Below are 22189 nucleotides of genomic sequence, written 5' to 3' on the forward strand. Positions count from 1 at the left end.
CCCCGGCTTCTCAGCGCTGATGCGGGACGAGGACCACCTGAGCCGGCATTGACCGCTGAATCTCATGCTTCTGCTTCAGCTTGAACCCGCTGTCGATCTTGTGAACGCGCTTCTGAAGCAGATTCTTGAGCCAGGGCGCATCTTGGGTGCGCGGCACCTGGAACACCACCTCGCACTCATAATTGACCACGTCCTTGGCAATCTCGTCGAGCTGGCGGCGCATCGCATTGATGTCGGTGGTCTTCAGCGCGATCACGGTGCTCGGCGCCGTTGGGTCGATCACCCGCGCCTGGGGCTTGGCCTCGGCAGCCTTCAGGGCCGCTTCGGCCTTCTCCAGCTCGGCCTTGCGCGCCTGGGTCACGGCGTCGCCGCCGGTCACGGCCGGTGCCTGCGGCATCAGCGCCCGGGCCCGCGCCAGCGCGGTGGCAGCCGCATTGACGTCGCCCTTCTGCAGCACGATCTGGCTGCGTTTCAGATAGGCCTCGGCCAGCTGGCGCTGGTTTTGCTCCAGGCGAGCGTCATCAGGCGACTGCGCCTGCAGGGCAGCCAGCTGGTCTTCGGCGGTGGCCAGCTCGTTGCTGGCGATACTCTGTTGCAGCTGCTGCCAGGCATCGGCTTGGGCAGGTGCATCGGCCTGCTCGACCGGCGCGCTGGAACACGCGGCCAGGAACAGGGAAAACGCGGCAACAAGCAGATAACGGGATGCGAACGGCTTCATTCCTGCGACTCTCTATTTGCGCAAAAAGCGAGCAAGTCTACACCCAGGTGCGCACGCTCGAAAATAAGTCTTACAGACCCTTTACCCGCGGAAAGGTTGCAGGGTGCACCTGTGTGCACCCCGTTTTTCAGCGTTTTGGCAGGGCCAGGCTCAGCAAGAATAGCACCGCCGCGCAGACCACGATCGATGGCCCGGCCGGGGTGTCCTTGAACCAGGACATGGCCAGGCCACCGCACACCGAGGTGATGCCGATCAGGGTTGCGGCCAGCGCCATCTGTTCTGGCGAGCGGGCGTGCCGCTGTGCCGCGGCAGCGGGAATGATCAGCAGCGAGGTGATCAGCAACACACCGACGATCTTCATGGCCACGGCAATGACCACCGCGATCAGCAGCATCAGGGCCATGCGCAGGCCCGCCACTGGCAGGCCCTCGACCATGGCCAGTTCTTCGTGCACGGTGATTGCCAGCAATGGCCGCCACAGCACGGCGAGCAGCAGCAGGACCAGCGCGCTGCCGCCCAGGATCCAGGCCAGGTCGGTGGTGCTGATGGCCAGCAGGTCGCCGAACAGATAGGCCATCAAGTCGATGCGCACGTCATGCATGAAACTCAGCACCACCAGGCCCAGCGACAGGGTGCTGGGGGCGAGGATGCCGAGCAGGGTGTCGGAGGCCAGCGGCTGGCGTTGCTGCAAGGTCACCAGCAAAATCGCCAGCAACAGGCAGCCCACGGTCACCGCCAGGGCCGGGCTGACATCCAGCACGAAGCCCATGGCCACGCCCAACAGGGCGGCGTGGGACAGGGTGTCGCCGAAGTACGCCATGCGCCGCCACACCACGAACGAGCCAAGCGGGCCTGCCACCACCGCCAGGGACAAACCCGCAAGCAAGGCGTAAAGAAGAAAATCAGCCATGCTTGCAGTGCTCTCCGTGAACATGGGCGCCAGGGGCGACGACCGAGCCATGCAGGTCGTGGCTGTGGTCGTGATGGTGGTGGTAGACAGCCAGGCTCGGGGCGTTCTGGCCGAACAGCTCGACAAAGGCCGGGTCGTTGCTGACTTGCTCGGGGTGGCCCGAGCAGCACACGTGGCGGTTCAGGCAGACCACCTGGTCGGTGGCGCTCATGACCAGGTGCAGGTCATGGGAGACCATCAGCACACCGCAGCCGTGGCGGTCGCGCAAACGGGTGATGAGGTTGTACAGCTCGGTCTGGCCGACCACGTCGACACCTTGTACCGGCTCGTCGAGCACCAGCAGCTGTGGCTCGCGCAGCAGCGCCCGGGCCAGCAGCACGCGCTGCATCTCGCCGCCGGAAATGGTCTGGATCGGGCTGTCGATGACCTGCTCGGCACCCACTTCCTGCAGTGCCGACAAGGCAGCCGCACGGTCTACCCCGGGCACCAGGCGCAAGAAGCGCAGCACCGACAGCGGCAGGGTGGCGTCCACCTGGATTTTTTGCGGCATGTAGCCGATGCGCAGCTTCGGCTTGCGCCAGACCTTGCCTCGGTGCGGCTTGAGCAGCCCGAGCACGGCGCGCACCAGGGTGGTCTTGCCGGCGCCGTTGGGGCCGATCAGGGTGACGATCTGGCCGGGCGCCACCGACAGGTCGATGTTGTCGAGCACCGCCTCGCCGGCGAAGCTGACACCGACCTGCTCCAGGCGGATCAGGGCGTCGCTCATGCTGCGCTCCGGCAGTTGGCGCACAGGCCGACGATTTCCACCGTCTGGGTTTCGACGCTGAAGCCCACGCCCTTGGCGCTGTGGATGATGGCGTCGCTGATGCTGTCCTGCTCCAGTTCGATGGCCACATGGCATACACGGCAGATCAGGAACTGGCCCTGATGCGCGTGCTCTGGGTGGCTGCAACCGATGAAGGCGTTGAGCGAGGCGATGCGGTGCACCAGGCCGTTTTCCAGCAGGAAGTCCAGGGCGCGGTACACGGTCGGCGGCGCGGCGCGGCGGCCATCCTGCTCGCTGAGCACGGCAAGGATGTCGTAGGCGCCCAGCGGCTTGTGGCTCTGCCACACCAGCTCCAGCACACGCCGGCGCAGTGCGGTCAGGCGCAGGCCCTGGCGCGTGCACAGGGCATCGGCTTCGGACAAGGCGCTGTGCACGCAATGGGAATGATCGTGGGGACGGTGAGCCAGCGGCGTGATGGACATGGGCAGCGACGGTTCTGGATGGAGACGTTATTATGTTACCTGTTTATCACGAGTCGAGTATTCATCGTGTCCCGATTCCTAGTGCTTTTTGTCGCTTTCATCGCCTGCTCGGCACAGGCTGACGTGCGTGTACTGACCAGTATCAAACCGCTGCAGCAGATTGCCGCTGCCGTGCAGGACGGCGTGGGCAACCCGGACGTGCTGTTGCCGCCGGGCGCTTCACCGCACCACTACGCCCTGCGCCCGTCCGACGTGCGCAAGGTGGGTGATGCCGACCTGCTGTACTGGATCGGCCCGGACATGGAGAACTTCCTGCCGCGGGTGCTGGGCAGCCGCAGCAAGCCGACGGTGGCCGTGCAGTCGCTTTCAGGCATGAAGCTGCGTCACTTTGGTGAGGACAGCCACTCCCATGAGGAGGCGGACCAGGACGACCACGACCACGATCACCGCCCGGGTAGCCTGGATGCGCACCTGTGGCTGTCTTCGGTCAACGCCCGGGTCATCGCGACGAAGATGGCGGCGGACCTGGCGGCGGCCGACCCGGCCAATGCGGCGCGCTACCAGAGCAACCTGAAGGCCTTCATCGAGCGCCTGGATGCGTTGGATGCGCGGATCAAGGCGCGGGTAGCCGGGATCGCCAGCAAGCCCTATTTCGTGTTCCACGAGGCGTTCGACTACTTCGAGTCGGCCTATGGCCTGCAGCACACCGGCGTGTTCAGCGTGGCGTCCGAAGTACAGCCGGGCGCGCAGCATGTGGCGGCGATGCGCAAGCGCTTGCAGGAAGTGGGCAAGACCTGTGTGTTCAGCGAGCCACCGTTGCGGCCGCGTCTGGCCGAGACCCTGACGGCCGGGTTGCCGGTGCGCCTGGCGGAGCTGGATGCCCTGGGTGGCACCGACCCGGTGGATGCCAAGGGCTATGAGCGCCTGCTCGAGAAGCTGGGTGGTGACCTGGCTGGGTGCCTGGAGCAGTTGTAAGCCTGTACCGGATTCTTCGCGGGCTTGCCCGCGAAGAATCAGAACAGGAACTAGAGGGCGAACGGCAAGTGCAACGCCACTTGCTGGCGCTGCGCCAGGCGCACTTCGAACTCGCTCGGGTCGTGGATCATCACATCCATCCCGGCAAACGATTCCGCCGCAATCAGGCGCGACAGCCAGAAGCGCACGCAGCCTACCCGCAACATCTCCGGCCACAGCTCGGCTTCGGCTGCGGTAAACGGCCGCAACGCCGCATAGGCCGCCAGCAGTGCCTGAGCGCGCGGCACATCGATCGCGCCGTGCTCATTCAGGCACCAGTCGTTCACGGTGATGGCGATGTCATACAGCATCGGCCCGGAGCAGGCGTTGTAGAAGTCGATCACACCGGTCAGGTGGGTACCTTCGAACATCACGTTGTCGCGGAACAGGTCGGCATGCAGGTTGGCCCGTGGCAAGGCCAGGATCTGCGCCTTGTGCGCGGTGATCTCGTCCAGCGCAGGCTGCAACAGTGTGACCTGCTCGGCGCTCAGGCGCGGCAGCAGCTCGGCACCGGATGCCAGCATCCAGTCCAGGCCGCGGTCGGTGCGGCGCTCGATGATGTGCTCGCGGGTGGCCAGGTGAATGTGCGCCAGCAGTTCGCCGACCTGGGCGCAGTGCTGGGCGTTCGGCGCCTTGATGTGCTTGCCCGACAGCCGCGGTTGCAGCAATGCCGGCTTGCCGCACAGCTCGCGCAGGGCATTGCCGTCACGGTCACGCAGGGCATAGGGCACCGGCATGTCGGCAGCGTGCAGCACGTCCAGCAACTCGATGAAGAACGGCATGTCCTCGACCGGGCCGCGCTCGACCAGCGTCAGGACGAACTCACCCTGTTCGAGGCTGACGAAGAAGTTGCTGTTCTCGGTACCGGCGGCGATGCCCTGGAAGTCGAGCAGACGGCCCAGCTCGTACGGTGCCAGAAAGGTTTCCAGCTCAGGCCGGGTCACGGGGGTGAAGACTGACATGATGAAAAAAAGCCCATACGGGCACTTCCGCCGGGAAGTGCCGGGTTGATGTGAACGGTGCGCGCGTCAGCTTACCACTCGAAAATCTTCCAGGACGGGATCAGCATGTCCGGCTGGTCGGAACGAATGAAATTGGCATCGGTGCCATCGGCGCGTACCAGGAAATACGGCTTGCCGTGTTTCGGCGTGATCTTGATCGCATACAGGAAGCCATTTTGCCGGTATTCCTGGATGGTTTTATCGCCTTCCGTGCGAATGGTCACCTCGGGATCGGCCGAGGGGGCGTCTTCCGCCGCCAGGGTGACGACCGGCATGGTTGCCAACAGGCCGAGCAGTAACAGGCGATTGAGTTTACGCATGATAACCTAGTCCCTTTGTCGTCATTGATCCGGCTATTCTAGCTCCGGACCCGCCGAAAAGGTTGATTCTGCTCATGAGCCAAGCGCCCCTCGTCCTGGTGGACGGTTCCTCCTACCTGTACCGCGCCTTCCATGCGCTGCCGCCGCTGACCACTTCCAAGGGCATGCCGACCGGGGCGGTCAAGGGTGTGCTGAACATGCTCAAGAGCCTGCGCAAGCAATACCCCGACAGCCTGTTCGCGGTAGTCTTCGACGCCAAGGGCGGGACCTTCCGCGATGCCATGTTCGCCGAGTACAAGGCCAACCGCCCGAGCATGCCCGACGACCTGCGGGTGCAGGTCGAGCCGCTGCACGCCAGCGTCCGGGCACTGGGGTACCCGCTGCTATGCGTAGAAGGCGTCGAGGCCGATGACGTGATCGGCACCCTCGCCCGCAGCAGCGCGACCCGGGGCCGCCCGGTGATCATCTCGACCGGCGACAAGGACATGGCACAGCTGGTGGACGGCCACGTGACCTTGGTCAACACCATGACCGGCAGTGTGCTGGACGTGGCCGGTGTGCACGAAAAGTTCGGCGTTGGCCCGGAACACATCATCGACTTCCTCGCCCTGATGGGCGACAAGGTCGACAACATCCCGGGCGTGCCTGGCGTCGGTGAGAAAACCGCTGTTGGCCTGCTGACCGGAATCGGCGGTGGCCTCAGCGACCTGTACGCCAACCTCGACAAGGTCCCGGCCCTGGCCATCCGTGGCGCCAAGACCTTGCCCGCCAAGCTCGAGGAGCACCGCGATGCAGCGTTCCTGTCCTATGAGCTGGCCACCATCAAGTGCGATGTACCGCTGGATGTGGAAGTCGAAGCGCTGGTCTGCGGCGAGCCTGACCGCGAAGCGCTGCTGGCGCTGTACACCGAGATGGAGTTCAAGAGCTGGATTGCCGATGTGCAGCGCGATGCGGCCAGGGCCGGCGATGTTGTCGCAGCGGTCGAAGTGCCGGCCGCCACGGTCGAGCCCAAGTACGAGACCATCCTCGATCAAGCTCGCTTCGACGCCTGGCTGGAGAAGCTGCGCCAGGCGCCGCTGTTCGCCTTCGACACCGAGACCACCAGCCTGGACGCCCAGCAGGCGCAGCTGGTTGGCCTGTCGTTCGCGGTCGAGCCCCATGAAGCCGCTTATGTGCCGCTGGCCCACGACTACGAAGGCGCACCGGCCCAGCTGGACCGCGAGGCTGTGTTGCTGGCGCTGAAGCCGCTGCTGGAAGACCCGGCCAAGGCCAAGGTCGGGCAAAACGCCAAGTACGACATCAACATCCTCGCCAACAACTCGCCAGCCATCGAGATGCGCGGCGTGGCCTACGACACCATGCTCGAATCGTACGTGCTCAATTCCACTGCCACCCGGCATGACATGGACAGCCTGGCGCTGAAGTACCTCGACCACACCACCATCGCCTTCGAGGACATCGCCGGCAAGGGCGCCAAGCAGCTGACCTTCAACCAGATCAACCTGGACAAGGCCGGCCCTTACGCCGCCGAGGACGCCGATATCACCCTGCGCCTGCACCACGCGCTGCAGGCGCGCCTGGCGCAGACGCCAAGCGTGCAGCCGGTGCTGATGGACATCGAGATGCCGCTGGTGCCGGTGCTGGCCAAGATCGAGCGCCAGGGCGCGCTGGTCGATGCTGCGTTGTTGCAGGTACAAAGCGGCGAGCTGGGCGTGAAGATGGTTGACCTGGAGCAGCGCGCCTACGCGCTGGCCGGCGAGGAATTCAACCTCGGTTCGCCAAAGCAGCTAGGCGCGATCCTCTATGACAAGCTGGGCATGCCGGTGCTGAGCAAGACCGCCAAGGGCCAGCCGTCCACTGCCGAAGCGGTGCTCGACGAACTTGCCGAGCAAGGCTACCCGCTGCCTGAGGTGCTGATGCAGTACCGCAGCCTGAGCAAGCTCAAGAGCACCTACACCGACAAGCTGCCAGGGCAGATCAACCCGCGCACCGGGCGTATTCACACGTCCTACCAGCAGGCAGTGGCCGCCACCGGGCGCCTGTCGTCGAGTGACCCGAACCTGCAGAACATCCCGATCCGCACCGCCGAGGGCCGACGCATTCGCCAGGCGTTCATTGCCAGCCCCGGCTACAAGCTGCTGGCGGCGGACTATTCGCAGATCGAACTGCGCATCATGGCCCACCTGGCCAAGGACGAAGGCCTGTTGCATGCCTTCCGCAACGATCTGGACGTGCACCGCGCGACGGCGGCGGAAGTGTTCAACGTAGCGCTGGAAGACGTCACCACCGACCAGCGCCGCAGCGCCAAGGCCATCAACTTCGGCCTGATCTACGGCATGAGTGCGTTTGGCCTGGCCAAGCAGATTGGCGTCGACCGCAAGCAGTCGCAGGACTACATCGACCGCTACTTCGCCCGCTACCCGGGCGTGTTGGCCTACATGGAGCGCACTCGCGCCCAGGCCGCCGAGCAGGGCTTCGTCGAAACCCTGTTCGGCCGTCGCCTGTACCTGCCGGACATCAACGCCAAGAACCCGGCCCTGCGCAAGGGCGCCGAGCGCACGGCGATCAACGCGCCGATGCAGGGCACAGCCGCCGACATCATCAAGCGCGCCATGGTCAACGTCGACAACTGGCTGAACGAGAGCGGCCTGGACGCACGGGTGATCCTGCAGGTGCACGACGAACTGGTGCTTGAGGTGCGTGAAGACCTGGTCGAGCAAGTGAAAGATGAAATTCGCACGCACATGAGCAACGCCGCGCAGCTGGATGTTCCGTTGGTGGTCGAGGCAGGTGTTGGTTCGAATTGGGACGAAGCTCACTGATTGAGCGGGGAAAGGTGTGTAGGATCTGCGACGTAGTGACGCGGATCCTGGCATGGCTCGATGCCATTAGTTCAGGAGTTGCATGAAACTATCGCAAATAGTTTTGAGCGCTCCGGAACTAAACCGGTGAAGCGGAACTCAGAGTAACTGAATGGCTGGTGAAGCCTTTCGATGCTCCTATGTTGTGTTAAGTGTTGGCAGATACCTGGACCCCGCCCTAGCGGTCCAGACTTGAACCCCGAACTTCCCCCTCCCCATACGAAGTCCGGGGTTTTTTTTGCCCGAAATTCGAGTATCGGTCCCTGCGGGCTGCCCACAGGGACCGCTATCTACAGATCAGGCAACCGGCTTGTCTTCCAGTTTCATCCAGTCAGCCAGCACCCGGTAGGCTTCTTCCAGGCCCAGGCGCTTGGGCGCCGAGAACAGCTGGATGGTCGCCGTGTCACCCCACCCTTTACGGATTTCCGACTGCACCTTGAGCAAGGTGTTCTTGCCAGCGCCGTGGGTGAGCTTGTCGGCTTTGGTCAGCAGAATATGCATCGGCATGCCACTGGCTCTGGCCCAGTCGAGCATCATCTTGTCGAAGTCGGTCATCGGGTGACGCACATCCATCATCAAGATGATGCCTTTCAGGCAGTCACGGCTGCCCAGGTAGGCTTCCAGGTGCTTCTGCCAGTGCTGCTTGAGCGGAATCGGGACTTTTGCATATCCGTAGCCCGGCAGGTCGACCAAACGCCGTTCATCGTCCAGACTGAAGAAATTCAACAGCTGGGTGCGCCCCGGGGTTTTCGAGGTACGCGCCAGGCTGGCATGAGTCAGGGTATTGAGGGCGCTGGATTTGCCGGCGTTGGAGCGGCCGGCGAAAGCCACCTCGTAACCCTGGTCGTCCGGGCATTGTTCGACCTTGGCAGCGCTGAGGGCGAATGTGGCTTTCTGGCAGAGGCCGAGGATGGGGTTCTTGACTTGCATGGGATATCCGATGTGGGTGTTGCCAAAGCCGAGGCTGGCAAGCGGTGTCGTTTCCGTTTGGATGGCGGAAGTATATAATGCCCCAGTTTTTGTGTGCTCATTCTCTCAGCGAAGGGGAATGTGCATGGGGTGTCGAACAATAGCTCGCGCATCAGAACGCAGCGCGTCCCCCAACCCTGTCAGGTCGTTTCGCTTGGCGAAATGGCTGCTAGCTGTCGGTATGTTCCTGCCGTTTTTCAGCGCACAGGCTACACAGGATCCCGAGGCGTTGTACAACCGCACGTGTGCGGCCTGTCACGCCGGGCAGTTGCCACAGGCACCCAAGAAGGGTGACCCGGCAGCTTGGGAGCCAAGGCTGGCGCAAGGCATGGAGCAGCTGGTGGTGCATGTTACCCAGGGTTTCAAGGCTATGCCGCCGCGTGGATTGTGCATGGACTGCAGTGCCGAGGACTACCGTTTGGTCATCCTTTGGATGAGCGGCAGTCCCGATACATAACATTTCACCCTTAGCCGTGTTGGATTAGCTGATGAACAAACTAGTCGTGAGTCTGCTGTTGACCCTGGGTGTCGCAGGTGCGGCCACTGCTGCGCAACCTATCAAAGGCGATGCCGCCGCTGGCCAGGCCAAGACGGCCGTCTGTGGTGCTTGCCACAACCCGGACGGCAACAGCCTGGCGCCGAACTTCCCGAAACTGGCTGGCCAGGGCCAGCGCTATCTGGAAAAGCAACTGCACGACATCAAGTCGGGCAAGCGCACCGTGCTGGAAATGACCGGCATGCTGGCCAATTTCAGTGACCAGGACCTGGCCGATATCGCCGCCTGGTTCTCCAGCCAGAAAGGCAGCGTCGGTGCTGCCGATCCCAAGTTGGTCGAGCGTGGCCGGGCGCTGTTCAATGGTGGCAACCTGGAAAAAGGCATGCCTGCCTGTACCGGCTGCCACTCGCCCAACGGCGCGGGTATCGCCCTCGCCGGCTTCCCGCACCTGGGCGGCCAGCATTCGCAATACGTGACCAAGCAGCTCACTGACTTCCGCGAAGGCAACCGCACCAACGACGGCGATGCGATGACCATGCGCACCATCGCCGGCAAGCTGAGCAATCATGAGATCGAAGCGCTGGCCAGCTACATCCAGGGCCTGCATTAACATTCGGTTAATGCTGCAACGCTAAAGATGAAAGGGCGGCGCGGGCCGCCCTTTTTTCTGTCCGCAGCCGTTACACTACAGAACTCGGGCCCTTCGCCACCGGTCACAGCACAGGTCGCGTCGAGGCGACCAATGAATGCTCAGGAGTAAAGCATGCGTAAACTGATTCTCAGCGCCGCGCTGGTCGCTGCCAGCGTCTTCGGGATGACTGCCGTCCAGGCTGCAGAGCCTGCCACTGCCGGCAAGGAATACATCGAGCTGAGCAACCCTGTTCCGGTATCCCAGCCAGGCAAGATCGAAGTGGTCGAGCTGTTCTGGTATGGCTGCCCACACTGCTACCACTTCGAGCCGACTATCAACCCATGGGTCGAGAAGCTGCCCAAGGACGTCAACTTCAAGCGCGTACCGGCCATGTTCGGCGGCCCGTGGGACGCCCACGGCCAGATGTTCCTGACCCTCGAAGCCATGGGCGTCGAGCAGAAGGTTCATGCCGCAGTCTTCGACGCCATCCAGAACCAGCGCAAGCGCCTGACCGACCCGCAAGACATGGCCGACTTCCTCGCCACCCAGGGCGTCGACAAGGACAAGTTCCTCGCTACCTTCAACTCGTTCGCCATCAAGGGCCAGGTCAACCAGGCCAAGGAACTGGCGAAGAAGTACGAAATCACCGGCGTACCGAGCATGGTGGTGAACGGCAAGTACCGCTTCGACCTGGGTACCGCAGGCGGTCCGGACGGCGTGCTGAACGTCGCCGACCAACTGATCGCCAAGGAGCGCGCCGCTAAGTAAGCGGCGTACCCCATGCGCCGCTTCAGAACCGCGCGTGGCATTGGCCTGCACCAGCCGCAGGTCAACGAGCATCACCTGCAGGCCACAGGCCTGCCCGAGGATGGTCGTCTGCGGCTGCTCAGCTTCAACATCCAGGTCGGCATCAGCACCGAGCGCTACCGGCATTACCTGACCCGCAGTTGGCAGCACCTGCTGCCGCACACCGGGCGGGCCGGTAACCTGCAGAAAATCGGTCAGTTGCTCAACGACTTCGACCTGGTGGCCCTGCAGGAGGCCGATGGCGGCAGCCTGCGCTCTGGCTACGTCAACCAGGTGGAGCACCTGGCCCAACTGGGTTCCTTCCCTTACTGGTACCAGCAGCTCAATCGCAACCTCGGGCGTTTTGCCCAGCACAGCAATGGCGTGCTCAGCCGCCTGAAGCCGCAGCTCCTCGAAGATCACCCGCTGCCCGGCCCGGCCGGCCGGGGTGCGATCCTGGTGCGTTTTGGTGAGGGTGAGGATGCGCTGATCGTGGTCATGATGCACCTGGCCCTGGGTGCCAAGACGCGCGCCCTGCAATTGGGCTACATCCGTGAGCTGATTGGCGGCTACCGCCATCAGGTCCTGATGGGGGACATGAATACCCACGCAACCGACCTGCTCGAGCATTCGCCCCTGCGCGATCTGGGCCTGATCGCACCCCAGGTCGAAGCCACCTTCCCCAGCTGGCGCCCGCAGCGCTGCCTGGACCACATCCTGCTCAGCCCGAGCCTGACCCTGGAGCGGGTCGAGGTGCTGGCGCAGCCGATTTCCGACCATCTTCCCGTTGCGGTGGAGATCCGATTGCCTGATGCACTGACTGTGGATACGCTGCCGGTCTTGAGCTAGATCAGCTAAAGCGCGGCAAGCCCTCAAGTGTTCGCTGGGCGCGCCGACAGCGTGTAATTACACAGCCCACAGATGCATTACCCGTCGCGGATCCAGGCATGACCGAAGAAGCCGAGCGCTGGAAAGAAAAATACCTTAAAAGCATCGAACAGCAGGAAAAGCTCGAACGCCGCTGGGACGCGCGTCTCGACCTGCTGCGCCGTGGCCTGGTGCGCAGTACCCTGGCGGCCGAAGGCAGCGACAAGGTCGTCGACCAGTGCATGAAGGAAATGCGCGAGGTCATCCGCAGCGACAACATGGACGCCGGCCTTGCCGGGTTGATTCCGCGTCTGGAAAAGGCGGTGCTGGACTCCGAGCAGCGCCGGGAAACCCGCATGAATCAGGTCAGTGATGCCCTGAACGCGCTGGTTACCCAGCTGCAAGCTTTGCCACTGCCCGGTGAAGTTGCCCGGCCACTGAAAAAGCTGGCGAAGAAGCTCGATGGCGGGGTCGCCCAGTCACGCGAGTTACCGCCACTGCTGGGTGAACTCAGTGGCCTGCAAGGGCGTGCCCTTTCGTCGCTGAGCAAGCCGGATGACGAGGCCCGGCCGGGCTTCTTGCAGCGCCTGTTCGGTAACCGAGACAACGAGCCTCAGGCAGAGGCTGGTCAGTCTGCACAAGCTGCGCCTGAAATCGCGCCGGCCGAAGCCCAACCGCAGCCGGACGGGCCTGTACTGGTCGACTTGCCGCCGCGTGATGCGGACGAGCTGCAACCTCTGGCTGCCGCCGCGCCTGCCCCGGAGCCTGAGGAGGCTGCCCTTGTCGCCCAGCCGGAGCAGCCTGTAGAGCCTCACGGCGTTGAACAGCCGGTAGTGGCCCAGGCTGAAGCTGAGCTGCAGGCCGCTCATGCGCCCGAGGTGCAGGAACAGCCTGAGCCCCCGGCAGCCGCGGTGCCTGCGACGCTCGAAGAAATCTTCGGTGAGGACGGCCCCTATTCCCTTCCCGATGCGGTGGAACCCCCTTACAGCCAGGTCGCTGCGCACATCGAGCAGACGCTGATCGGCCTGCTGGATGACCTCAGCCTGCCCGAGCGCCACAAGGCTCAGGCCCTGGAAATGCGCGAGCGGGTAGCACGCGGGCTGAACTGGTATGAACTGATCCCGGTCCTCGATGACCTGGCCGTGCTCATGCTGGCAATCACCGACAGCGGCCAGCACGAATTCGAAACCTACCTGCAGCAGCTCAATGAGCGCCTCGACAGCTTCCAGAGCCACCTGCACGAAGCCAGCGCCGGCCATGCCGACAACAGTTCCGCCGCGCGCGAACTGGACAGCCAGTTGCGTGAACAGGTCGATGGCTTGCAAAGCAGCGTGCAGGGCGCAGTGGATGTGGACAGCCTCAAGCACATCCTGGAAAACCGCCTGGAAACACTGCTGGGCACCATGGACGAGCACCAGCATGAACGTGACCGCCGTGAGCAGGAACTTGCCGGGCGCCTGCAGGGCCTGGCCGAGCGGGTGGCGAGCATGGAGCAGGAAGCGCTTGGCTATCGCGAACACCTGGAAGAACAACGGCAGAAGGCGCTGATCGATCCACTGACCGGCTTGCCCAACCGTGCAGCCTGGACCGAGCAGGTCGAGCGCGAAATGCTCGACTGGCAGGAAAGCGGCGGTCACCTGGCCATGGCAATCCTCGACCTGGACCACTTCAAGCGCATCAACGACAGTTACGGCCACCTGGCCGGCGACAAGGTGCTGAAGATCGTTGCCGACCAATTGCGCAAACGCCTGCGCCCACGTGATTTCATTGCCCGGTTCGGTGGCGAAGAGTTCGTGCTGTTGCTGCCGCAGACCTCGCCCGCCGCCGCTGTTCAAGTGGCCGAAGCGCTGCGCGCGGCGATCGAGGCCTGCCCGTTCCATTTCAAGGGTGAGCGCGTGGTCATCACCACATCCATCGGTTTGAGCGCCTTCCGTTCCGGCGAACGTGGCGACCAGGTGCTCAAGCGCGCCGATACCGCGTTGTACCGGGCCAAGGATCTAGGCCGTAACCGCGTGGAACAAAGCTGAACGGGTGGCACGCCCGCGCATACGTTATGCTATTGCGTTACTGCCTGATTAGCTTGGCTTCCCACATGAAAGCGTTTATTTCCGCATTGCTGATGCTCGTACTCGCCGGTTGCTCGACCGGCCTGCGCATCGACCGCAGCCACCCTTCCGCCAACCAGGACAACCGTATCCAGTTCGTCGTCCTGCACTACACCAACGCCTCGCTGGAGCGTTCGTTGGCATTGCTGACCCATGGCGAGGTCAGCGCCCATTACCTGATCGGCGACGGCCCGGGCACGGTCTACCAGCTGGTCGACGAAAACCGCCGCGCCTGGCATGCCGGTGACAGCCAGTGGCAGGGGCGCACCTGGCTGAATTCCAGCTCCATCGGCATCGAGATCGTCAACCCGGGGTTCGATGACACTGCCAATGGCCGCGTCTGGTACCCCTACAGCGAGGCGCAGATCCAGTCGTTGATCGCCTTGCTCAAGGACATCGTCAAGCGCAACAACATCGAGCCGCGTCACATCATCGGTCACAGCGATATTGCCCCATCGCGCAAGCTCGACCCAGGCCCGTTGTTCCCCTGGAAGCGCCTGGCAGATGCAGGCCTCGGCGTCTGGCCTGAGCCCAATGCCGTGGCCCGCCAGCAGGCTTATTTCAACGTCAATCCACCGACCATCGGCTGGTACCAGCAGGAGCTGGCGCGCTTCGGCTATGCCATCGAGCAGACCGGGCAGCTGGATGTCACCACGCGGCATGTGATCGCCGCCTTCCAGATGCACTTCCGCCCGCAGCGTTTCGACGGCATGCCGGACGCGCAGACCGCAGCCATGCTTTCGGTGCTCAATCGCATGCGCTAAGGCGAATTGCATTCGGGCGCCAAACGGCAGAGCCGATTCTCACTCCAGTTGCTATACCTTGTTAATCAACTGGATGCTGCCCATGTCTGCCCTGATTTCTGCGTTGCGCCAATTTTTTTACCGCCCCTGGATGCTGGCCTCCCTGGCAGCGTTGGCCAGCGCCGCAGTATTGCTGACCGCCAGCATCGGTATCGCGCTGCAGCAGATGAAGGAAAGCGAGAGCGCGCAGATGAACGCCCAGGGCGAGCGCTTTCTCGAACGCCTGGAGCAGGTGTTCGGCCAACTGCGCGAGGGCGTCGACGAACTGCAGGCGCAGTCGCTGCGCGGCTGCAGCCCGGCGATGATTTCGGTGTTGCAGCAGGTCGGCTTGGGCTCGCGCTTCATTTATGAAGCAGCTTATGTGGATGCCAATGTCGCTTGCTCCAACCGGGGCGGGGCAAGGGCATTCGTGCCAACGCGCGCGCCGGATATTCAGGGCCCGACCTACAGCTACTGGCTCAATACCACCACTGAACCCAACGAAAACCTCGCTGCCTTGATGCTGGCGCGGGGTAATTTCCTGGTTTCCACTTCACGCGGGCACCTGACCGACGTGGTCGACCTGCCACCAGGCGGCAGCTTGCTGGTGGTGCTGGACAACGGCACCCGTGCAATCCCTGTGCTGGGCCCGCCCCAGGCCTGGCCGCCGACCAGTGGCTGGCCACCGCCCAGCCAGAAGTCTTTGTTCGAGCTGCGCGATCGGCTGGTCTATCGCATGCCGACCAAGTCGCCGGACTACCAACTGGTACTGATTGCACCGCGGGCCAGCCTGCCGTTGCGCATGAACGGCATGCTCTGGCTGCTGTTCCCTGGCAGTGTGCTGGCGGCCTGCTGCATCGGCTGGCTGGTGCTGCAGCTGATCCTGCAGCGGCGCTCGATGAGTTCCGAACTGCAAAATGCCCTGCGCCGGGGTGAGCTGCAGGTGCTGTATCAGCCGATCATCGAGCTCGACAGCCGTCGCTGTGTCGGTGCCGAGGCCTTGGTGCGCTGGCGTCGTCCGGATGGCTCGTTGACCAGCCCGGACTTGTTCATTCCACTGGCGGAAAACACCGGGCAGATCCGCCAGATCACCGACTTCGTGCTGCAACGCGTGTTGGAGCAGCTGGGCCAGTTGCTGCGCTCGCATCGCAATCTTTATATCTCGGTGAACCTGGCGGCCTGCGATGTGATGGTGCCGCGCATTGGCCGGGTGGCAGCGCGGCTGCTGGCGTTGCACCGCGTCGCGGCCAGCCAGATTGCCTTTGAAGTCACCGAGCGCGGGCTGATCGACGTGGTGGTGGCGCGGGATAACTTGCAGGCCCTGCGTGCGGTCGGGCATCAGGTGCTGATCGACGATTTTGGCACGGGCTACTGCAGCCTGGCCTACCTGCAGACCTTGCCGGTGGACTGCCTGAAGATCGACAAGGCGTTCATCGATGCCCTGGGGCACGACGCCGCCAGCAGCGGTGTGGCGCCGCACATCATTCGCATGGCCCATGACCTGCATCTGCGGGTGATTGCCGAGGGCATCGAGTGTGAGGCGCAGGCAGTGCTGCTCAACAGCGAGGGGGTAAATTACGGGCAGGGCTGGCTGTTTGCCCATCCGCTCAATGCCCGGCAGTTCGCCGAGCTGGTGACCCGCGGCCGGCAGCCACGGCGGGCGCGGATCGATGATGAGCCCTGAGCGCTGACAAGGTCAGACTGGCAAGGCCATATAGAATTGAGTGCCCTGGCCTGGTCGGGAAAACACCCCCATGCGCCCGCCATGCAACTGCACGATCTCCTTGCACAGTGCCAGCCCCAACCCGGCGCCGCCTTTCTTGCGCCCGACCTGTACGAACGGTTCGAAGATCCTCCCCTGTTGCCCATAGGCAATGCCTTCTCCATTGTCCTCGACACTGATGATCACCCGCTCCGCGTGCCGCCGTGCAAGCAGGCGGATGCGCCCACCATTGGCGGTATGGCGGATGGCGTTGTGCAGCAGGTTGTCCAGCACCCGGTCGAGTTGCGCCACGTCGGCCTGAATGCGCGGCAGCGGAGGCTCCAGGGCTTTGATCAGCTCGATCTGCTTGTTGGCGGCCTGGTCGCTGAAGCGTGCTTGCGCCCTGTCGAGCAGTTCGTCGATGGCGCATGGGGCAAGCTCGAGCTTCTGCAAGCCGCTCTGGTAGCGCGAGAAGTTGAGCAGGTCGTTGATCAGCTGGGTCAGGCGCTGCATTTCCTCGCCGATGGTCTCCAGCAGATCGCTCTCGCGAGCCTCGGGCGGGAATTTCAACCGCTCGCGCAGCAGGCCAAATGCCATGTGCATGCCGGTGACCGGGGTGCGCAATTCATGGGAAGCACGTAGCACGAACTCACTGCGCACGCGCTCGAAAGCGCGTTGCTCGGTGACATCGTGCAAGACCATCACCGCACCCAGAATCGGCCCTTGCGGATGGCTGACCGGGGTAAGGCTGTAGGTCAGCAGGCGGGTTTCTTCGTCGACCTCGATGCTCAGGTCTTCCGGTGGCCGATCCAGGCTGCCGCCACGCAATACCTGGCGCAGCTGTTGTTCCAGCTCCGGGCGCTGCAGGGCGTCGGCCAGGCCGCTGCCGACCCGGCTGTCGCTCCAGCCCAGCTGCCGCTGGGCGACCGGGTTGAGGTGTTCGAGATGCCCTTGGCGGTCGATGATCAGCAAGCCATCGTCGATGCTGTCGAGCACGGCCTGCAGACGCTGCTGGCCGGCCAACAGTTCATCGACATTGGTTGCCTGGTGTTTGCGCAGGGCATCGGCCATCAGCCCGAAGCGGCGGGTCAGCTGGTTGAGCTCGATGGCCTGGGTGACCGGCAAGGTGATGTCGAAATCCCCTTGGCCTAGCTGGTCGGCAGCCTTGGCCAGCGCTTCGATCGGCTGGCCGAAGCGGCGGGCGATGTTGTGCGCGGTGACGAAACCGAGCACCAGCACTACCAGGCCCATCAGGCCGAGTACCCCGCTGACCAGCAAGGCGCGGTCACGGGTGTGCTCTTCGCTGCGGGTGATGTAGTCGAGGGCTTGCTTGTGCGAATCGATCAGGTCGGTGCGCACCTGGTTGAATGCCGCGCCCAGTGGCTGCTCTACACCCATGCTGCGGGCCGGTGCCGGGCTGTCGCGGTAAGCCTGCAGGAAGGCTTGGTAGTTGCTGCTGGCCTTGCTGAAACCGGTGCGTTCGCCGCCTAGCGCCAGCCCTTGGTTGAGCAGCTCCTGGAAATTGTCCTGCAGGGGGCGCAGGCTGTCCGGTGCGGTGTCCTCGTCCAGCAGCAGTGTCAATTGCTCGCCGAGGTTCTGCCGCAGTTTCAAGCCCACTTCCAGCGCATGGGTGGTTTCGCGCACCGACTGTTGCTGCACCGTGGCCATCTGCAGCACGCTCACCAACCCCAGCAACAAGCCCAGCAGGGCCACGGTCACCAGGGCCGAGATGCTGAGGAAGAGCCGCGTGCGCAGCTTCATCGGCAGCTTCACAGGTTGTACTGCTTGCGTTTGCGGTAGAGCGTGGAGGCGTCGATGCCGAGGGTCTTGGCAGCCTGGTCGAGGGTGTCGCTGGCAGCCAGCACTGCGCCGATGTGCGCGCGCTCCAGCTCATCCAGGCTCATGGCTGCGCCTACCCGAGGCGCATTGCCTGCCGTTTGTTCGCCCATCCCCAGGTGGATGATCTCCACGCGTTCCTGAGGGCAGATGATGCTGGCGCGTTCGATCACGTTGCGCAGTTCGCGGATATTGCCCGGCCAACGGTAGTTGAGCAGCGCGCTGCGCGCCTCGTCGCTGAAACCACGGGCGGGACGGGAGTATTCCTTGACGAAGCGGGCCAGGAAGCGGTCGGCCAGGGTCAGGATGTCCTCGCTGCGCTCGCGCAGCGGCGGCAGGTGCAGGGTAATGACGTTGAGGCGGTACAGCAGGTCTTCGCGGAAACGGTTCTCGCGCACCATGTCGTCAAGGTTGAGGTTGGTCGCTGCGAGGATGCGCACGTCGGCGCGGCGGGTGACCGGGTCGCCCACCCGCTCGTATTCCTTGTCCTGGATGAAGCGCAGCAGCTTGGGCTGCAAGGTCAGGGGGAAATCGCCGATTTCATCGAGGAACAGCGTGCCGCCGTCCGCCTGGTTGACGCGACCCAGGGTGCTTTCGCTGGCGCCGGTAAACGCCCCGCGGGTATGGCCGAACAATTCGCTTTCCATCAGTTCGGCATTCAGCGACGGGCAGTTGATGGTCACGCAGGCCTTGCGTGCTCGCTTGCTCCAGCCGTGAATGGCGCGGGCCAGTTCGCCCTTGCCGGTGCCCGACTCGCCGAGAATGAGGATGTTGGCATCGGTGCTGGCCACCTGGCGGGCGGTTTCCAGCACGGCCATCATCGCCGGGCTGTGCGAGTCGAGGCCGTCCTTGGGTTTGCGCACTTCGCCTTCGAGGGCCTCCAGGCGCGCCGAGAGTTGACGGACTTCCAGCTGCTTGGCGGTGGCCAGGCGCAACTGATCGGGGCTGCAGGGCTTGACCAGGTAATCGGCGGCGCCCGCCTGGATGGCATCGACTGCGGTGTCGATCGCTGAATGCGCGGTGACGATCACCACCCGCATCCACGGCGCCTGAATGCGCATCTGCGCCAGCACATCCAGGCCGTTGTCCTCGCCCAGGCGCAGGTCGAGGAAGCACAGGTCGAACACCTGGCGCTGCAGCAAGGCGTCAGCCTGTGCGGCGCTGTTGGCCGTGGCCACGCTGTATCCCTCGTCTTCCAGGCAGTAGCGGAAGGTGCGCAGGATCGCGGACTCGTCATCCACCAGCAGAATGCGGCCTTGGTTGTCCTGGGCTGGTTCCATTTCCTGCGCTCCTTCGGGTAGATCTTCAATTAGTGTGGGGAAAATCGGGCAAGTTGCACGGTCAATTGTGAAGGAATCTGTCCTTTGCATGCTAGCCAATGGCCAAACCGTGCCGTGACGCCGGATATCTCGATGATTTTCTTAGAGCAGCGCGCTGGCACATTGGTTGCGATGATTTTCTGCTTTTGCCAACTTAAAGGAGGTACACCCGTGTCCCCTACCATCCGAATGGCCGTGTTGGCGGCCACCCTGCTGTCCGTTTGCACACCTGCGTCCGCCGACCCTGTTCAGGACGCTCGCCTGGAGGGTTCGCTGCAAACTGCGCTGGCCCTCAACCGGATGCTCAACCCGTTTCGCATCAAGGCCGAGGTCGATGGCCAGCGGGCTCGCCTGTCCGGTGAAGTCGAGAATAGCGTCGAGCGCGAGTTGGCCGCGCAGGTGGCCTTGGCCACACGGGGTATCGAGCAGGTCGACAACCAGTTGCGGGTCAACCCTGAACTGGTCGAGCGCCCGCTGGAGCTGCGCGCCTACGCCCAGCGGCTGGAGGATGTGACCTTGGCGGCGGTGATCCGCGCGCGCTTGCTGTGGAGCCGGACCACGGAGAAAGCCCCGATCGAAGTGCAAAGCAGCGATGGCGTGGTGACCCTGCGTGGCAAGGTCGACACTGCCGAGGCCAAGGAACTGGCGGGCGTGGTGGCGCGCACCACCGCCGGCGTACACCTGGTCAACAACCTGGTCAGCCTGGATACCGCCGCAATGGCCAAGGCCAGGGAGAACCCTGCGGGCGCTGCGAGCGGTCCGCAGCCAAGCGATAGCTGGGTGGTCGACAAGATTCAGACCAGCTTGCGCTTCAGCCGCAATCTGGACGGCCTGAATATCAAGGTGGCCAGCGAACAAGGCATGGTCCGGCTGACCGGTGAGGTGGTCAGCAGCGAGCAGAAGACCATCGCCGTGGCTATCGCCCGGCAGATCATCGGGGTGCGGGGTGTCGACGCCGATTTGCTCAAAGTGGCGACCAAGGTCGAGGGTTGAATCGTGCAATTCGCACGACGCCAGCAGGGGCATCGTGCAGGATACGTCCTCAATGGCATTGTACGATAATCATAACTAATTGATTTTAAAGGATTTTAATTGATTAGAGGAGCTGGCATGCAGGCTGCAATTACTTGTTCAGGTTTGAACAGAAAAATTACAGTAGGAGAAGCCGGCATGAACCGCCCATCCGTCAAACGCTCGCTGAATGTCGCACTCCCCGTGCGCCAGTTCCTGTTCCTCGGGATGGCATTGCTGCTGACTTTGGCCGCCGGCCTCTTCTATTACAGCTGGCAGACCGCGCGCCTGGCTGATCAGGTGGCAGCGCAAACCGCGCTGCTGACGCAGATTCAGGCAAGCCGCGCCAACACCCTGGTAAAAGCCGCCGAACCTGCCGGGCAGCGGCCTGCCGCCAATACTTCACCGGCCACTGTGGATAACGTCGCGCCCCAGCAGCGCTGGGTGTTCTGAGACGCTGGCCGGACCGATTTCAAAAAAGAAAGGAGAAGCATCATGCTTAGCTGGGCTATCACTTTCCTCATCATCGCCATTGTCGCCGCTGTGCTTGGCTTCGGTGGTATCGCTGGCGCCGCTACGGGTATCGCGAAGATCCTGTTCATTGTCTTCCTGGTCCTGTTCGTAGCCTCCTTCTTCTTTGGACGTGGACGAGGTTGAAGATGAGCAGGAAGCTATGCGCAGCCCTGGCTGCTGCTGCCTTGCTGTCGGGCGGTAGTGCAACGGTGATGGCGGCCAACGATGGCCAGGTCCGGGTCGAGCAGTTGCTCGGCTCGGACCCCGAATACCGGGAAACCTGGCAAGACACGATCAAAGGCGAGGAACGCTTGCCCGATTGGGTGATCAACCTGAGTGGCAGCGGCCAGGAGCAGATGTCTGCGGTGACCGAAGACGGCGACAAGTATCTGGTCGGCCCGCTGTGCGAGTCGCCGCAGAACTGCACCTACAAGCGCCTGATCGTGGCGTTCAGCTGGGACAAGGACGACGCCTACGGAATGCTTGTGGAAGTGCCCGAAGGCTTGCCGAGTGACAAGTCGCCCACCCGCCATGCGCAGTACCGCTGGCTGGGTAAACCGGACGACGGCATGAAGGCTATGTTGCGGGAGCAACTCAAGCGCGATCCGAAGTGGTACTGACCAGCGGTCGCGCGCTGTCATGCAATAGAAGCGGAACCTTTCTATCTTTCTCGCTTCTATGATGCGCCGCCCCGAGGAGGGGTAGCGCATGACCAGGGGGCCGGGCTGTTCTGATTGTTGCAGGATCGGAGTGGCCTAGGGGTACAGGGAGTACCTCCAGCATTGGGCCGGGTCAGGAAAAGGCAGAATCGGAAGCTTCAGGCCGGGGGTGTCTGACAAACACCGCAACCGGGCCTGGCTTCCGAGGCGCCATGTCCCCTTTTGCTGATTCCTTTCAGGTTTTGACCTACAAGACACATTTTGTCTTGACCGTACATCCATTTTTTTTCATCCAGTACTGTGGTCACGCAAGTGGCATTTCGGCCATTCGGTTTGTCGAACAAGCCGTTTTTATCCCCGCCAACACACCGCCAAAACTGCCGAATTATGGCGGTTTGGTCTTGTTCGGATTTCCGAACGTTATAAATCAATGACTTACGT

Annotated in this window: 22 protein-coding genes; 13 read left to right on the top strand and 9 right to left on the bottom strand. The window is 63.2% G+C overall.

Annotated features, from left to right (window positions below):
• Window positions 1–10: 10 nt before the first annotated feature.
• The 4 genes from ABE528_RS05760 to zur form a co-directional block, all read right to left on the bottom strand.
• Window positions 11–718: a PA5502 family lipoprotein gene (locus ABE528_RS05760; RefSeq protein WP_346652418.1), complete on the bottom strand. Its 708-nt coding sequence runs from the start codon at window positions 716–718 to the stop codon at window positions 11–13.
• A 127-nt stretch (window positions 719–845) separates the two neighbouring features.
• Window positions 846–1628: a zinc ABC transporter permease subunit ZnuB gene (gene znuB / locus ABE528_RS05765; protein ID WP_152958429.1), complete on the bottom strand. Its 783-nt coding sequence runs from the start codon at window positions 1626–1628 to the stop codon at window positions 846–848.
• Window positions 1621–2394, bottom strand: a complete 774-nt coding sequence (gene znuC, locus ABE528_RS05770; RefSeq protein WP_152958427.1) for a zinc ABC transporter ATP-binding protein ZnuC — start codon at window positions 2392–2394, stop codon at window positions 1621–1623. Before znuC ends, znuB begins: the two co-directional genes overlap by 8 nt.
• On the bottom strand, window positions 2391–2876 hold the full coding sequence (gene zur, locus ABE528_RS05775; RefSeq protein ID WP_152958426.1) for a zinc uptake transcriptional repressor Zur: 486 nt from the start codon (window positions 2874–2876) through the stop codon (window positions 2391–2393). The genes znuC and zur overlap by 4 nt, the downstream gene beginning before the upstream one ends.
• An 18-nt stretch (window positions 2877–2894) precedes the next feature.
• On the opposite strand from zur, the gene ABE528_RS05780 reads away from it, so the two are divergent.
• Entirely contained in the window at window positions 2895–3851 is a 957-nt protein-coding gene (locus ABE528_RS05780; RefSeq protein WP_152958425.1) for a zinc ABC transporter substrate-binding protein, read from the top strand.
• Between the two features lie 50 nt (window positions 3852–3901).
• Here ABE528_RS05780 and ABE528_RS05785 read toward each other — a convergent pair whose 3' ends face one another.
• Both ABE528_RS05785 and ABE528_RS05790 read right to left on the bottom strand, forming a co-directional pair.
• Window positions 3902–4852 carry a homoserine kinase gene (locus tag ABE528_RS05785; protein WP_152958424.1) on the bottom strand — a complete coding sequence of 317 codons (951 nt, stop codon included), beginning with the start codon at window positions 4850–4852 and terminating at the stop codon, window positions 3902–3904.
• Between the two features lie 71 nt (window positions 4853–4923).
• A complete protein-coding gene (locus ABE528_RS05790; RefSeq protein ID WP_152958423.1) occupies window positions 4924–5211 on the bottom strand; it encodes a DUF2782 domain-containing protein in 288 nt (95 codons plus the stop codon).
• A 74-nt stretch (window positions 5212–5285) separates the two neighbouring features.
• Here ABE528_RS05790 and polA point away from each other — a divergent pair, with 74 nt between their 5' ends.
• Window positions 5286–8033 carry a DNA polymerase I gene (gene polA / locus ABE528_RS05795; protein WP_152958422.1) on the top strand — a complete coding sequence of 916 codons (2748 nt, stop codon included), beginning with the start codon at window positions 5286–5288 and terminating at the stop codon, window positions 8031–8033.
• Window positions 8034–8369: 336 nt separating this feature from the next.
• Here polA and yihA read toward each other — a convergent pair whose 3' ends face one another.
• A complete protein-coding gene (gene yihA / locus ABE528_RS05800; RefSeq protein WP_152958421.1) occupies window positions 8370–9002 on the bottom strand; it encodes a ribosome biogenesis GTP-binding protein YihA/YsxC in 633 nt (210 codons plus the stop codon).
• 193 nt (window positions 9003–9195) lie between these two features.
• On the opposite strand from yihA, the gene ABE528_RS05805 reads away from it, so the two are divergent.
• The 7 genes from ABE528_RS05805 to ABE528_RS05835 all read left to right on the top strand — a co-directional run bounded on the left by ABE528_RS05805 (window position 9196) and on the right by ABE528_RS05835 (window position 16392).
• The gene (locus tag ABE528_RS05805; RefSeq protein WP_027917189.1) at window positions 9196–9498 is read left to right on the top strand and encodes a c-type cytochrome; all 303 of its coding nucleotides are present in this window, start codon (window positions 9196–9198) and stop codon (window positions 9496–9498) included.
• A 31-nt stretch (window positions 9499–9529) separates the two neighbouring features.
• Window positions 9530–10147, top strand: a complete 618-nt coding sequence (locus ABE528_RS05810) for a c-type cytochrome (RefSeq protein ID WP_152958419.1) — start codon at window positions 9530–9532, stop codon at window positions 10145–10147.
• A 153-nt stretch (window positions 10148–10300) separates the two neighbouring features.
• Entirely contained in the window at window positions 10301–10936 is a 636-nt protein-coding gene (dsbA, locus tag ABE528_RS05815) for a thiol:disulfide interchange protein DsbA (RefSeq protein WP_152958418.1), read from the top strand.
• Between the two features lie 12 nt (window positions 10937–10948).
• Window positions 10949–11803, top strand: coding sequence for an endonuclease/exonuclease/phosphatase family protein (locus ABE528_RS05820; protein ID WP_152958417.1), 855 nt, complete (start codon window positions 10949–10951; stop codon window positions 11801–11803).
• Window positions 11804–11901: 98 nt separating this feature from the next.
• A complete protein-coding gene (locus ABE528_RS05825; protein ID WP_346652419.1) occupies window positions 11902–13848 on the top strand; it encodes a diguanylate cyclase in 1947 nt (648 codons plus the stop codon).
• Window positions 13849–13901: 53 nt separating this feature from the next.
• Window positions 13902–14690, top strand: a complete 789-nt coding sequence (locus ABE528_RS05830; RefSeq protein ID WP_346652420.1) for an N-acetylmuramoyl-L-alanine amidase — start codon at window positions 13902–13904, stop codon at window positions 14688–14690.
• 82 nt (window positions 14691–14772) lie between these two features.
• Window positions 14773–16392, top strand: a complete 1620-nt coding sequence (locus ABE528_RS05835) for an EAL domain-containing protein (RefSeq protein WP_152958414.1) — start codon at window positions 14773–14775, stop codon at window positions 16390–16392.
• Between the two features lie 12 nt (window positions 16393–16404).
• On the opposite strand, the gene ABE528_RS05840 is transcribed toward ABE528_RS05835, so the two are convergent.
• Both ABE528_RS05840 and algB read right to left on the bottom strand, forming a co-directional pair.
• Window positions 16405–18183: a KinB sensor domain-containing domain gene (locus ABE528_RS05840; protein WP_346652421.1), complete on the bottom strand. Its 1779-nt coding sequence runs from the start codon at window positions 18181–18183 to the stop codon at window positions 16405–16407.
• Window positions 18180–19526: a sigma-54-dependent response regulator transcription factor AlgB gene (algB, locus tag ABE528_RS05845; protein ID WP_346652422.1), complete on the bottom strand. Its 1347-nt coding sequence runs from the start codon at window positions 19524–19526 to the stop codon at window positions 18180–18182. Before algB ends, ABE528_RS05840 begins: the two co-directional genes overlap by 4 nt.
• A 210-nt stretch (window positions 19527–19736) precedes the next feature.
• Between algB and ABE528_RS05850 the strand changes: the two genes are divergently transcribed.
• From ABE528_RS05850 to ABE528_RS05865, 4 genes are all read left to right on the top strand, one after another.
• Window positions 19737–20558 carry a BON domain-containing protein gene (locus tag ABE528_RS05850; protein WP_346652423.1) on the top strand — a complete coding sequence of 274 codons (822 nt, stop codon included), beginning with the start codon at window positions 19737–19739 and terminating at the stop codon, window positions 20556–20558.
• A gap of 177 nt (window positions 20559–20735) precedes the next feature.
• Window positions 20736–21029, top strand: a complete 294-nt coding sequence (locus tag ABE528_RS05855) for a hypothetical protein (RefSeq protein ID WP_152958411.1) — start codon at window positions 20736–20738, stop codon at window positions 21027–21029.
• Window positions 21030–21071: 42 nt separating this feature from the next.
• Window positions 21072–21233 (top strand): DUF1328 domain-containing protein, encoded by a 162-nt coding sequence (locus tag ABE528_RS05860; RefSeq protein WP_003252966.1) that lies wholly within the window; start codon window positions 21072–21074, stop codon window positions 21231–21233.
• A 2-nt stretch (window positions 21234–21235) separates the two neighbouring features.
• Window positions 21236–21709 carry an inhibitor of vertebrate lysozyme family protein gene (locus ABE528_RS05865; protein WP_346652424.1) on the top strand — a complete coding sequence of 158 codons (474 nt, stop codon included), beginning with the start codon at window positions 21236–21238 and terminating at the stop codon, window positions 21707–21709.
• The last annotated feature ends 480 nt before the right edge of the window (window positions 21710–22189 follow it).

Source organism: Pseudomonas sp. TWI628 (genome assembly GCF_039673865.1).
Classification (GTDB): Bacteria; Pseudomonadota; Gammaproteobacteria; order Pseudomonadales; family Pseudomonadaceae; genus Aquipseudomonas.

What these genes read in the sequence shown, in the direction of transcription:
- ABE528_RS05820 (WP_152958417.1), top strand. Translation starts at nt 10,949, where the DNA reads ATGCGCCGCTTCAGAACCGCGCGTGGCATTGGCCTGCACCAGCCGCAG.
- polA (WP_152958422.1), top strand. Translation starts at nt 5,286, where the DNA reads ATGAGCCAAGCGCCCCTCGTCCTGGTGGACGGTTCCTCCTACCTGTAC.
- zur (WP_152958426.1), bottom strand. Translation starts at nt 2,876, where the DNA reads ATGTCCATCACGCCGCTGGCTCACCGTCCCCACGATCATTCCCATTGC.
- algB (WP_346652422.1), bottom strand. Translation starts at nt 19,526, where the DNA reads ATGGAACCAGCCCAGGACAACCAAGGCCGCATTCTGCTGGTGGATGAC.
- ABE528_RS05855 (WP_152958411.1), top strand. Translation starts at nt 20,736, where the DNA reads ATGAACCGCCCATCCGTCAAACGCTCGCTGAATGTCGCACTCCCCGTG.
- dsbA (WP_152958418.1), top strand. Translation starts at nt 10,301, where the DNA reads ATGCGTAAACTGATTCTCAGCGCCGCGCTGGTCGCTGCCAGCGTCTTC.
- yihA (WP_152958421.1), bottom strand. Translation starts at nt 9,002, where the DNA reads ATGCAAGTCAAGAACCCCATCCTCGGCCTCTGCCAGAAAGCCACATTC.
- ABE528_RS05835 (WP_152958414.1), top strand. Translation starts at nt 14,773, where the DNA reads ATGTCTGCCCTGATTTCTGCGTTGCGCCAATTTTTTTACCGCCCCTGG.
- znuC (WP_152958427.1), bottom strand. Translation starts at nt 2,394, where the DNA reads ATGAGCGACGCCCTGATCCGCCTGGAGCAGGTCGGTGTCAGCTTCGCC.
- ABE528_RS05865 (WP_346652424.1), top strand. Translation starts at nt 21,236, where the DNA reads ATGAGCAGGAAGCTATGCGCAGCCCTGGCTGCTGCTGCCTTGCTGTCG.
- ABE528_RS05810 (WP_152958419.1), top strand. Translation starts at nt 9,530, where the DNA reads ATGAACAAACTAGTCGTGAGTCTGCTGTTGACCCTGGGTGTCGCAGGT.
- ABE528_RS05785 (WP_152958424.1), bottom strand. Translation starts at nt 4,852, where the DNA reads ATGTCAGTCTTCACCCCCGTGACCCGGCCTGAGCTGGAAACCTTTCTG.
- znuB (WP_152958429.1), bottom strand. Translation starts at nt 1,628, where the DNA reads ATGGCTGATTTTCTTCTTTACGCCTTGCTTGCGGGTTTGTCCCTGGCG.
- ABE528_RS05780 (WP_152958425.1), top strand. Translation starts at nt 2,895, where the DNA reads ATGGAGACGTTATTATGTTACCTGTTTATCACGAGTCGAGTATTCATC.
- ABE528_RS05825 (WP_346652419.1), top strand. Translation starts at nt 11,902, where the DNA reads ATGACCGAAGAAGCCGAGCGCTGGAAAGAAAAATACCTTAAAAGCATC.
- ABE528_RS05760 (WP_346652418.1), bottom strand. Translation starts at nt 718, where the DNA reads ATGAAGCCGTTCGCATCCCGTTATCTGCTTGTTGCCGCGTTTTCCCTG.
- ABE528_RS05790 (WP_152958423.1), bottom strand. Translation starts at nt 5,211, where the DNA reads ATGCGTAAACTCAATCGCCTGTTACTGCTCGGCCTGTTGGCAACCATG.
- ABE528_RS05860 (WP_003252966.1), top strand. Translation starts at nt 21,072, where the DNA reads ATGCTTAGCTGGGCTATCACTTTCCTCATCATCGCCATTGTCGCCGCT.